Origin of the sequence: Burkholderia sp. E168m22, from assembly GCF_001319805.1 — a bacterium.
GTDB lineage: Bacteria > Pseudomonadota > Gammaproteobacteria > Burkholderiales > Burkholderiaceae > Burkholderia > Burkholderia orbicola.
On record NZ_BBSK01000063.1, the window covers coordinates 114,326 to 124,987 of the forward strand.

Consider the following 10,662-nt stretch of genomic DNA (forward strand, 5'->3'; position numbering starts at 1 on the left):
GCCGGCACTCCGGGCGTGAACGTCGCGAGCCTGCGGCCGAGCCTGAACGCAAGCGTTCGGACACGGTGGAACTCGAGGTGGTGCGACGATCGGCGCGCGGATGCGCAGCGAGATAAAAAACGGCGCTGAAGACGTGCTTCAGCGTACCTCATCGAAGAGGTTAGCGCGACCAGCGACGCCAGGGCCAGGCTCCCCGGTCGATGCTGCTCAGACTCCGTTTTTTATTCAGAAACATGCGGATGGAAGAAATAATCAGAGGGTTGGCCGGCCGGCGTTGTGCGCGGAAATTGCGCGAGCCGCGACCAGCAACGAATCGACTATACCATCCGAATTTATCGTTTGTATAGCTTTGCCGTGGTTGTAGCCGTACGGCACCGTCAGCGTCGCCATCCCGGCCGCGCGGCCTGCCAGCGCGTCGTTTTCCGAGTCCCCGATCGCGACCGCGGCGTCCGGCGCGACGCCCAGCGCATCGCAGGCCGTCAGCATCGGCAGCGGGTCGGGCTTCTTGCGCGCGACGCTGTCGCCGCCCAGCACGATGCCGAAGCTGCCGGCCAGCCCGTATTGCTCGAGCAGCTCGACTGCGAAGCGGTGCGGTTTGTTCGTCACGCACGCGAGCCGGATGCCGGCCGCGCGCAGCGCGTCGAGCCCGGCTGCCACGTCCGGATAGAGACGCGTGTGGCGGCCGTTGATCTTCGCGTATTCGGTCTGGTAGATCGCGAGTGCGTCGTCGAAGCGCGCCTGCGCTTCGTCGGCCTGGAAGCGCGGCTTCAGCACGCTCTGGATCAGGTGTTCGGAGCCCTTGCCGACATAGCCGATCACTTCGTCGCGCGACGTGGCCGGCGCGCCGAGCTGCGCGAGCATCCCGTTCAGGCCGGCCGTGAAATCGTCGGCCGTGTCGACCATCGTGCCGTCGAGGTCGATCAGCGCCGCATCGATGCGCGGCGCGGCGAAGCGGATCGGGGCCGCGTCCGTGGCGGCCCCGGCCGGCGTGCGGCCGGCGAACGACGAGTCGGTCACGGCGTCAGCTCCGTTCGACGGTCGCGAGCGCCGCGCGCATCTCGTCGATCACCTTGCGGTAGTCGGGCTTGCCGAAGATCGCCGAGCCCGCGACGAACGTGTCGGCGCCGGCCGCCGCGATTTCCGCGATGTTGTCGGCCTTCACGCCGCCGTCGACTTCGAGCAGGATCTCGCGGCCGGTGCGCTCGGTGTACGCGTCGATGCGGGCGCGCGCCTCGCGCAGCTTGTTCAGCGTCTCCGGAATGAACGACTGGCCGCCGAAGCCGGGGTTCACCGACATCAGCAGCACGAAGTCGAGGCGATCCATCACGTGGTCGAGGTAGTTCAGCGGCGTGGCCGGATTGAACACGAGACCGGCCTTGCAGCCGTGGTCGCGGATCAGCGACAGCGTGCGGTCGATGTGATCGGAGCCTTCCGGGTGGAAGCTGATCAGGTTCGCGCCGGCCTTCGCGAAATCGGGCACGATCCGGTCGACCGGACGCACCATCAGGTGCACGTCGATCGGCACCTGCACGTGCGGGCGGATCGCCTCGCAGACGAGCGGGCCGATCGTCAGGTTCGGCACATAATGGTTGTCCATCACGTCGAAGTGAATCCAGTCGGCGCCGGCGGCGACTACGTTGCGGACTTCTTCGCCGAGCCGTGCAAAGTCGGCCGACAGGATGCTGGGGGCGATGCGGAATTGAGTCATGGCAGGGGAGCGGGGACGTTGCGGCGCAAAACCGTCATTCTACCGTCCGGCGACCCGCTGCGCGGCGGCAGGCCGTGCGGTTGCGGCCCGATTGCGCATAGAATGCCGAACCAATGCGGCGCGCCCGCGGCCCGGCCGCTCGAGTCGGCGCGCGCGGTTACCTAGAGCGGACACACCATGAGTCAGTATCAGTTCACCGTTTCGGTGAAAACCAGCTACTTGCCGGAACAATCCGACCCCGATCACCGTCAATACGCATTCGCGTACACGCTGACCATCCGCAACACCGGACAGGTCGCGGCGCAGCTGATCGCCCGTCACTGGATCATCACGGACAGCGAAAGCCACGTGCAGGAAGTGAAGGGGCTCGGCGTCGTCGGGCACCAGCCGCTGTTGCAGCCGGGCGAGCATTTCGAATACACGAGCTGGGCCGTGATCGCGACGCCGGTCGGCACGATGCGCGGTGCGTACTTCTGCGTGGCGGAGGACGGCGAGCGTTTCGAGGCGCCGGTCGACGAGTTCGCCCTGCACATGCCGCGCACGCTGCATTGAGCGTGCAGTGTGCGGCGCGCGTCAGCGCGGCTGGCGGTCGTTGTGGCGGGCCTGCTTCTTTCTGCCCGACGACGTCCACACGACGATGAAGATCAGCAGGGCAAGCGCTACGAAGGCTTCGAGCGCGAAGATGAGCATCGGATATTGGTCGAGAAAATCTGACATGGCGGTTTCCATCAAGAACGGACATTGTATGTGGTTTGGGCCCCGGCTGGCCGGGTGGATGGCCGCTGCTGCTGCGGCGGCGCTGCTCGCGGCGTGCGGCGGCGCGCCGACGCGAACTTCCGCGCTGAAGCCGCCGACCGGCGCGGCGATCGTGCCGGGCCAGGTCGCCGCGAAGCGGCTCACGCCGGTCGCGTGGCAGCAGGTGCCGGGCTGGCAGGACGATTCGCTGATCGGCGCGACGGCCGCGCTGCGACAAAATTGCGCGCGGCTTGCGCGTCAGCCGGCCTGGACGCGCGCTTGCGCGGCCGCCGACCGGCTCGACGAACTCGACGTCAGCAGCGCCCGCACCTTCTTCGAAACGTATTTCACGCCGTTCCAGCTCGCGAATACCGACGGTACGCTCGACGGGCTCGTGACCGGCTATTACGAGCCGCTGCTGCACGGTTCGCGCGTGCGTCGCGGCCCGTATCAGTACGCGCTCTATCGCTGGCCGGCCGGCTATCGCGCGGGCGCCGCGCTGCCGGCACGCGCGCAGCTCGAGCGCGCCGGCATCCTGAACGGCAACGAACTCGTGTGGGTCGACGATCCGATCGAGGCGTTCTTCCTGCAGGTGCAGGGCTCGGGGCGCGTGCTGCTCGACGACGGTTCGGTGATGCGGGTCGGCTTCGGTGGCACCAACAATCAACCGTACCGTTCGATCGGCAAATGGCTGCTCGATCGCGGCGAGCTGACGCCCGCGCAGGCGACGATGCAGGGCATCAAGGCCTGGGCGAAAGCGAACCCGACGCGCGTCGACGCGCTGCTCGACACGAATCCGCGCTTCGTGTTCTTCCGCGACATGCCGACCAAGGAGGATGCGCCGCACGGCGGCGCGGACGGTCCGATCGGTGCGCTCGGCGTGCCGCTGACGCCTGAGCGCTCGATCGCGGTCGATCCGTCGTCGATCCCGCTCGGCACGCCGGTGTTCCTGCAGACCACGCGTCCGCTGACGAATACGCCGATGAACCGGCTCGTGTTCGCGCAGGATACGGGCTCGGCGATCAAGGGCGGCGTGCGGGCGGACTATTTCTGGGGGCTTGGCGACGACGCGGGCGACCAGGCCGGCCGGATGAAGCAGGTCGGCCGGATGTGGCTGCTGTTCCCGAATTCGTGATTTGGGGGCGGCGCGGGTTGCCCGGAGGGTGGCTCGTGAACGAGACGCGGCATGGATGGCGCGTCTCATTGTGCGCGGGGCGTGCCGGTCTGATCGCCGGTGTGTCCGTCTGATTTCAGTTCGCGTGATGCTCTGCGTGTCACGTCGAACGATGCTTTGGAGTAGAACAGCCCGATCGGCGTTGGCCGACCGGGCTGTTTCATTTGCAGGCTCGGATTCGCCGCTGCGCGGCGTGCGTGCGGCGAGTGCGCGAAGTTCGCGCCGCTCGCCTGCGCGGCGAGGTGACCTCAGCTCTTGCGCTTGTCGATGACGCGGCGCGCCTTGCCGACCGATCGCTCGATGCCGTTCACCGGCAGCACGTTGATCACGGCCGTCACGCCGATCAGCGACTTGATGTCGTACGCGAGCGCCTGTTTCGCCGCCTGGATCGCCGCGGTGTCGGGCGCGGTTTCCGGGCAGGGCTCGACGTTGAGCGTCAGCACGTCCAGCGGGCCTTCCTTCGTCAGCACGATCTGATAGTGCGGCGCGAGTGCACGCTGCTTGAGCAACTGCTCCTCGATTTGCGTCGGGAACACGTTGACGCCACGCACGATCATCATGTCGTCCGACCGGCCGGTGATCTTCTCCATCCGGCGCATCGTTCGGGCGGTGGCCGGCAACAGGCGCGTGAGGTCACGGGTGCGGTAGCGGATGATCGGCAGCGCTTCCTTCGTCAGCGACGTGAAGACGAGCTCGCCGAGTTCGCCGTCCGGCAGCACTTCGCCGGTTTCCGGGTCGATGATTTCCGGATAGAAGTGGTCTTCCCAGATGGTCGGGCCATCCTTGGTCTCGACGCATTCGGATGCCACGCCCGGGCCCATCACTTCGGACAGCCCGTAGATGTCGACCGCATCGATGCCCATCCGCTGTTCGATCGCGACGCGCATGTCGTTGGTCCACGGCTCCGCGCCGAAGATGCCGATGCGCAGTGAACTCCGCACCGGATCGAGGCCCTGGCGCTCGATCTCGTCGGCGATCGACAGCATGTAGCTCGGCGTGACCATGATGATGTCGGGCCGGAAATCCTGGATCAGATGTACCTGCTTCTCGGTCTGGCCGCCGCCGAACGGGATCACGGTGAGGCCCGCGCGTTCGGCGCCGTAGTGCGCGCCGAGCCCGCCCGTGAACAACCCGTAACCGTAGCTGACGTGCACCTTGTCGCCGCGGCGCGCACCCGCGGCGCGGATCGAACGTGCGACGAGATTCGCCCACGTGTCGATGTCGGCGGCCGTATAGCCGACGACCGTCGGCTTGCCGGTCGTGCCGGACGACGCATGGATACGCGAAATCTGGTCCTGCGGCACCGCGAACATCCCGAACGGATAGTTGTCGCGCAGGTCGCCCTTGGTCGTGAACGGGAAGCGCGACAGGTCGGCGAGCGACTTCAGGTCGTCCGGATGCACGCCCGCTTCGTCGAACTTGCGGCGATAGACGGGCGAGTGGTCATACGCATGCCGGAGCGACCACTTGAGGCGTTCGAGCTGCAGCGCGGTCAGCTCGTCGCGTGAGGCGGTCTCGATCGGCTCGAGCGGTAGCGGGGTAGTCATGCATGTCTCCAGTGTTTGTTATGGACGAGCCGCCGACGTCAGTGGTCTTCCGGGATGACCGTGCCCTTGATCTGGGCGGATTTGCCGCGAAACATCGCGACCGTCTCGCCTGTCTGGTTCGTGACGCGGATGTCGTAGATGCCGTGGCGGCCGGCACGCGCCTGCTCGATCGCCTCGGCCGTCAGCAGGTCGCCGCCGTGCACGGGGCGGAGGAATTCGATCGAGCAGCCGGCCGCGACCGCATTCAGGTTGTACGAGTTGCACGCGAACGCGAACGTCGAATCGGCGAGCGTGAAGATGATCCCGCCGTGGCAGGTCTGGTGCCCGTTCAGGAATTCGGGCCGCACGCGCATCTGAAGGCGGGCGTAGCCTGCGCGTACTTCAGCGATTTCCATACCGAACGCACGGCTGCAGGCGTCGGCGTCGTACATGGCCTGCGCGGTGGCGCGGGCGAGCGAATCGGGGTCGAGCGTGGCGGTGGCATTCGTCATGTCAACGCCCCTCGAAGCGCGGTGCGCGCTTCTCGATGAAAGCCTGCACGCCTTCCGCATAGTCGTGCGACTGGCCGAGCTTGCGCTGCAGGTCGCGTTCCACGTCGAGCTGCTGATCGAGCGTGTTCGTGACGCTGTCTCGCATCGACTGCTTGATCGATGCGATGGCGAGCGTCGGCTGCTGCGCGAGCTGGGTGGCGAGCTGGCGGGTTGTCGCGACGAGCGCGTCGTCGTCGACCGCACGCCAGATCAGGCCCCACTGTTCGGCCTGCTCGGCGCCGAGCTTGTCGCCGGTCAGCGCGAGCCCCAGCGCGCGTGCCATACCGACGCGTTGCGGCAGGAACCACGTGCCGCCCGAATCGGGCACGAGTCCGATCTTGACGAAGGCCTGAATGAAACTGCTCGAGCGGGCGGCAAACACCAGATCGCACGCCAGTGCCAGATTCGCGCCGGCGCCGGCTGCCGTGCCGTTGACGGCGGCGATCACCGGAATCGGCAGGCGCTGCAGGCGGCGAATCAGTGGATTGAAATGCTCGTCGATCAGCGTGCCGAGATCGGTGGACGCGCCCGGCGTGAAGTCGAGGTCGGCCAGATCCTGACCCGCGCAAAAGCCGCGCCCCGCACCCGTCAGGATCAGCGCGCGCACGCCGGCCGCCTCGACCTCATCGAGCGCCGACTGCAGTTCGCGATGCATCGCCCGCGTGAAGCTGTTCAGCTTGTCGGGCCGGTTGAGCGTGACCGTGGCCACGCCCGCAGCCTGATCGATATCCAGTTGGATCGCCTGATAGGACATGCAGTGTCTCCTTCATGACTTCGTTATAGGCGGGCGGCGCGTGGGTTACACGCGTTCGATCGCGATCGCGATGCCCTGGCCGACGCCGATGCACATCGTACAGAGCGCGAAGCGGCCGCCGGTACGCTCGAGTTGATGGAGTGCCGTGGTGACGAGCCGCGCGCCCGATGCGCCGAGCGGGTGGCCGAGCGCGATCGCACCGCCGTTCGGGTTCACGCGCGGATCATCGTCGGCCACGCCGAGCATGCGCAGCACGGCGAGACCTTGCGACGCGAACGCCTCGTTCAGTTCGATCACGTCGAACTGGTCGATGCGCATGCCGAGCTGGTGCAGCAGTTTCTGCGTGGCCGGCGCGGGGCCGATGCCCATCACGCGCGGCTCGATGCCGGCGGTCGCCATGCCGACGACGCGCGCGCGGCGGCGCAGGCCATACTGGTCGGCCGCCTGCGCATTGGCGAGTAGCAGCGCGCAGGCGCCGTCGTTCACGCCCGACGCGTTGCCGGCCGTTACCGAGCCGTCGGGACGCACGACGCCCTTCAGTTTCGCGAGCGCTTCGAGCGACGTTTCGCGCGGATGTTCGTCGCGCGACACGACGATGGCATCGCCTTTCTTCTGCGGAATCGTGACCGCGACGATTTCTTCAGCGAGCGTGCCGTCCTGCTGCGCCCGTGCGGCCTTCTGCTGGCTGCGCAGCGCGAACAGGTCCTGATCCGCGCGGCTGATGTCGTAGTCGACCGCGACGTTCTCGGCGGTTTCCGGCATCGAATCGACACCGTACAGCTGCTTCATCAGCGGATTGACGAAGCGCCAGCCGATCGTCGTGTCGTAGATGTCGGCCTGGCGCGCGAACGCGCTTGCGGCCTTGCCCATCACGAACGGCGCGCGCGTCATGCTCTCGACGCCGCCTGCAATCATCAGGCGCGCTTCACCTGCCTTGATGGCGCGCGCGGCCGTGCCGACCGCGTCCATGCCGGAACCGCACAGCCGGTTCAGCGTCGTGCCCGGCACGGCAGCAGGCAGGCCCGCCAGCAGCGCCGACATGCGCGCGACGTTGCGGTTGTCCTCGCCGGCCTGATTCGCGCAGCCGTAGATCACGTCGTCGATCGCCGCCCAGTCGACGTCGCGATTGCGCTCGATCAGCGCCTTGAGCGGCACCGCGCCGAGGTCGTCAGCACGGACATCTTTCAGGGCGCCGCCGTAGCGGCCGATGGGGGTGCGAATCGCATCGCAGATGTAGGCGTCTGTCATGAGCGTATCGGTGAGTGACGAACCCGCCGGGTGGCGGATTCGTTCATGGTAGAGAACGTAGTGGCGTTTGCACGTCGGCCAATCGGGTTATGCCGTCTGGCCAGCTTCCGCGGGTGCCGCCTTCGGGGCAACATGGACGCGGCTTTGCACCACGCGGAACCGGTTGGCGACGAATGCCGGGTCGGCCAGCGCTGCGTTGGCGGCCGGGTTCGCGCCCGTGCCGTGGAAGTCGGAGAACGCGGCCGACTGGTTGACGAATACGCCGCCCGTGAGGTTGATCGACAGCGCGACGCCGCCACGCACTGCCGCGTCGTGTGCGGCGTCGACGATTGCGTCGTCCGTGCTGTAGACGGAGAGGGTCAGCGCACCATGCTCGGCGGCGATTTCACCGGCGAGATCGAGCGACTGCGCGGTCGAGTCGGTCGCGATCACGAACGAGATCGGGCCGAACCACTCCTGTGTGAATTTCTCGCGGTCGGCCACGTCGAGTTGCAGCACGAGCGGCGTACGCACGCGCGCATCGGGGAAGGCGGGATGCTGGAGCGTCACGCTGTCCGCGAGTACGCGGCCGAGCTTGCGCGCGTCGTCGATGCGCGCAGTCACGCCGTCGTTCTGGATCGCACCGATCAGTTCGACCGAGCGAGCTGGATCGCCGGTGAGTTTTTGCACGGCAACCGCGATCGCCTGCGCGACTTCGTCGAAGCTCGCATGGCCGTCGGTCGTCCGGATGCCGTCGCGTGGCACGTAGATGTTCTGCGGTGCCGTGCACATCTGGCCGGAGTACAGCGCCAGCGAGAACGCGATGTTCTTGGCGGCGGCCTTCAGGTCGTCTGTCGAGTCGATCACGATCTGGTTGACGCCGGCTTTCTCGGTGTAGACCTGTGCCTGGTGGGCATGGCGTTCGAGCCACGTGCCGTTCTGCGTGCTGCCGGTGAAGTCGATCAGCTTGATCTCGGGGCGCAGCGCGAGGTCCTGGACGAGGGCGCCGTCGTTGGGTTCGGTCGCGAGGAGCGTGACGACGTTCGGATCGAACCCGGCTTCGCGCAGCACGTCGCGGGCGATCCGCACCGTGATGGCGAGCGGCAGGATCGCGCCGGGGTGCGGTTTGACGATCACGGTATTACCGGTTGCCAGGTCGGCGAACAGGCCCGGGTAGCCGTTCCAGGTCGGGAACGTGCAGCAGCCGAGCACGAGGCCCGTGCCGCGCGGCACGATCGTGTAGCGCTTGTGCATCGCGAGCGGCGGGTTCTTGCCTTGGGGCTTTTCCCAGTGCGCGTCGGCCGGGATGCGGCGCAGTTCGTCCCACGCATAGGCGACCGCCTCGAGGGCGCGGTCCTGCGCGTGCGGGCCGCCGGCCTGAAACGCCATCATGAAGGCTTGCCCGGTGGTGTGCATCACGCTGTAGGCAATTTCGAAGCTTGCACGGTTTAGGCGCGCGAGGATTTCGAGGCTGACGCCGACCCATGCGCTCGGGCCGGCTTCGCGCCACGTGCGTTGCGCGGCGGCGGCGGCAGCGATCAGTGCGTCGGGCGTCGATTTCGGGTACCGGACGCCCAGCCCGATGCCGTACGGCGAGCGCTCGGCGCCGACCGTTTCACCGGTCGCCGGCTGGTCGAGCACGAAGGTCTTGTCGAGGTGTGACTTGAACGCGGCCTCACCGTCCGCGCTGGCGCTTTCCCCGTACACTTTGGGGCTCGGCATTTCGGCGAACGGGCTCCAGTACCCGCGGCTCTCGATGGCGGCGAGTGCGTGTTTCAGCGTGTCTTCGTGCTTCGTGAACAGTGCGTGGGTCATGGCGGCGGCCTGATGAACGTTGAGAGGGATTGGATCGATTAATTAACCGACCGGTTGGTCGGAGAATGGTAGCATCAAACTATTCGCATGTGCGAGGCGTTTCTCATTTCATTGATCGAGGAGAAATAGATGGCTTACGAGAACATCCTGGTGGAGACCCGGGGGCGTGTCGGTCTGGTGACGCTGAACCGTCCGAAGGCGCTGAATGCGCTGAACGATGCGCTGATGGATGAGTTGGGCGCGGCACTGAAGGCGTTCGATGCGGACGACGATATCGGTGCGATCGTCGTGACCGGCAGCGAGAAGGCATTCGCGGCCGGCGCGGACATCGGCATGATGGCGACCTACTCCTATATGGATGTTTATCGGGGCGACTACATCACGCGCAACTGGGAGACGGTCCGCGAGATCCGCAAACCGATCATTGCCGCAGTTTCGGGCTTTGCGCTGGGCGGCGGCTGCGAACTCGCGATGATGTGCGACATCATCTTCGCGGCGGACACGGCCAAGTTCGGTCAGCCGGAAATCAAGCTGGGCGTCATGCCGGGCGCGGGCGGTACGCAGCGTCTGCCGCGCGCGGTATCGAAGGCGAAGGCGATGGACATGTGCCTGACCGCGCGCTTCATGGACGCCGCCGAGGCCGAGCGTGCCGGGCTCGTTTCGCGCGTGCTGCCGGCCGACAAGGTGCTCGAGGAGGCGATTGCTGCCGCGACGACGATCGCCGAGTTTTCGCTGCCGGCGGTCATGATGGTCAAGGAGTCGGTGAACCGCGCGTACGAGACGACGCTGGCTGAAGGCGTCCACTTCGAGCGCCGGTTGTTCCATTCATTGTTCGCAACCGAAGACCAGAAGGAAGGGATGGCGGCGTTCGTCGAGAAGCGGAAGCCGGTGTTCAAGCACCGCTGATCGACTGGCGTCGGTCGGGTGTCCGGTGGCTGGCCTGCATCGGTTATCGGCGGAATCGCCTTGACCCGTTCATCAAAAGCCTCCGTGCGCGGCAGCGCACGGAGGCTTTTTCAAACTTTCTTCACAAAGCGCTTGCGTGGATGGGGGCGGGTGCTTAGAATCACGCCTCTTTCGCGCTAACGGAAACGCAGCGCGGGAGGAAGGGAAGCAGTGCTGTTGAGGTTCGGCGGTAGCGAGCCTCGGCGGTACGGAAGTTGAGCCCCGCG

At 66.6% G+C, this 10,662-nt stretch carries 11 protein-coding genes; 3 read left to right on the forward strand and 8 right to left on the reverse strand.

The genetic code is table 11. The features are described from left to right. Window positions 1–252 precede the first annotated feature (252 nt). On the reverse strand, window positions 253–1,017 hold the full coding sequence (locus AP428_RS15735) for a phosphoglycolate phosphatase (RefSeq protein ID WP_054928330.1): 765 nt from the start codon (window positions 1,015–1,017) through the stop codon (window positions 253–255). A 4-nt stretch (window positions 1,018–1,021) separates the two neighbouring features. Then, window positions 1,022–1,708, reverse strand: a complete 687-nt coding sequence (gene rpe, locus AP428_RS15740) for a ribulose-phosphate 3-epimerase (protein WP_006482066.1) — start codon at window positions 1,706–1,708, stop codon at window positions 1,022–1,024. A 177-nt stretch (window positions 1,709–1,885) separates the two neighbouring features. Between rpe and apaG the strand changes: the two genes are divergently transcribed. Further along, window positions 1,886–2,260, forward strand: a complete 375-nt coding sequence (gene apaG / locus AP428_RS15745; protein WP_006477037.1) for a Co2+/Mg2+ efflux protein ApaG — start codon at window positions 1,886–1,888, stop codon at window positions 2,258–2,260. Between the two features lie 21 nt (window positions 2,261–2,281). On the opposite strand, the gene AP428_RS37425 is transcribed toward apaG, so the two are convergent. Next, window positions 2,282–2,425 (reverse strand): hypothetical protein, encoded by a 144-nt coding sequence (locus AP428_RS37425; RefSeq protein ID WP_006482075.1) that lies wholly within the window; start codon window positions 2,423–2,425, stop codon window positions 2,282–2,284. Window positions 2,426–2,453: 28 nt separating this feature from the next. Between AP428_RS37425 and AP428_RS15750 the strand changes: the two genes are divergently transcribed. Then, window positions 2,454–3,578 carry a murein transglycosylase A gene (locus AP428_RS15750; protein WP_027809350.1) on the forward strand — a complete coding sequence of 375 codons (1,125 nt, stop codon included), beginning with the start codon at window positions 2,454–2,456 and terminating at the stop codon, window positions 3,576–3,578. Window positions 3,579–3,865: 287 nt separating this feature from the next. Here AP428_RS15750 and paaK read toward each other — a convergent pair whose 3' ends face one another. From paaK to paaN, 5 genes are all read right to left on the reverse strand, one after another. Continuing rightward, window positions 3,866–5,164 (reverse strand): phenylacetate--CoA ligase PaaK, encoded by a 1,299-nt coding sequence (gene paaK, locus AP428_RS15755; RefSeq protein ID WP_054928331.1) that lies wholly within the window; start codon window positions 5,162–5,164, stop codon window positions 3,866–3,868. Window positions 5,165–5,202: 38 nt separating this feature from the next. After that, entirely contained in the window at window positions 5,203–5,655 is a 453-nt protein-coding gene (gene paaI, locus AP428_RS15760) for a hydroxyphenylacetyl-CoA thioesterase PaaI (RefSeq protein WP_011546526.1), read from the reverse strand. A gap of 1 nt (window position 5,656) precedes the next feature. After that, window positions 5,657–6,448 (reverse strand): 2-(1,2-epoxy-1,2-dihydrophenyl)acetyl-CoA isomerase PaaG, encoded by a 792-nt coding sequence (paaG, locus tag AP428_RS15765; RefSeq protein WP_027813574.1) that lies wholly within the window; start codon window positions 6,446–6,448, stop codon window positions 5,657–5,659. 45 nt (window positions 6,449–6,493) lie between these two features. After that, window positions 6,494–7,696: a 3-oxoadipyl-CoA thiolase gene (gene pcaF, locus AP428_RS15770; RefSeq protein WP_054928332.1), complete on the reverse strand. Its 1,203-nt coding sequence runs from the start codon at window positions 7,694–7,696 to the stop codon at window positions 6,494–6,496. 87 nt (window positions 7,697–7,783) lie between these two features. Next, a complete protein-coding gene (gene paaN, locus AP428_RS15775; RefSeq protein ID WP_054928333.1) occupies window positions 7,784–9,490 on the reverse strand; it encodes a phenylacetic acid degradation protein PaaN in 1,707 nt (568 codons plus the stop codon). Window positions 9,491–9,619: 129 nt separating this feature from the next. Between paaN and AP428_RS15780 the strand changes: the two genes are divergently transcribed. Beyond that, window positions 9,620–10,396, forward strand: coding sequence for an enoyl-CoA hydratase (locus AP428_RS15780; RefSeq protein ID WP_006477030.1), 777 nt, complete (start codon window positions 9,620–9,622; stop codon window positions 10,394–10,396). Window positions 10,397–10,662 lie beyond the last annotated feature (266 nt).